We start from the raw sequence: 387 nt of genomic DNA, 5'->3' as shown, positions 1-387 counted from the left end.
TGAAGCCCGGTTTGCGCCTGTTTGTGTTGCAACCGTTTACCGGCAAAACCCATCAGCTGCGCGTGGCCATGAAAAGCATAGGCAGTCCGATTTTGGGCGATACGCTGTATGGTGGCGATGAGGCGGAACATCTGTTTCTGCACGCTTGGCGTTTGGTTTTCGACTATCGCGGCGAGCATTTCGATATTCGGGTCGCGCCTGATAAAACATGGCCGTCTGAAATCGATTTGTCGGCGTGTTTGGGTTCGGATGAGTCCGAATAGAAGCAGTGAAATTTTTGTATGTATTAAAAAAAGGCCGTCTGAAAATTGTTCAGACGGCCTTTTGATTGTTTCAAGTTTACATTTCCAATTCGCTCAAACCCGGCAAGTCGGCAAAACAGCGGTC

1 pseudogene is annotated in these 387 nt (G+C 48.8%); it reads left to right on the top strand.

What is annotated here, in order from left to right:
• Nucleotides 1–263 (top strand): annotated as a pseudogene (locus ACTHSP_RS22525) (TIGR01621 family pseudouridine synthase); the annotation flags it as partial.
• Between the last annotated feature and the right edge of the window lie 124 nt (nt 264–387).

Source organism: Neisseria sp. P0001.S005, assembly GCF_051963715.1.
The sequence above is the reverse complement of the archived record's forward strand: the minus strand, read 5'-3'. Positions and strand labels throughout refer to the sequence as shown.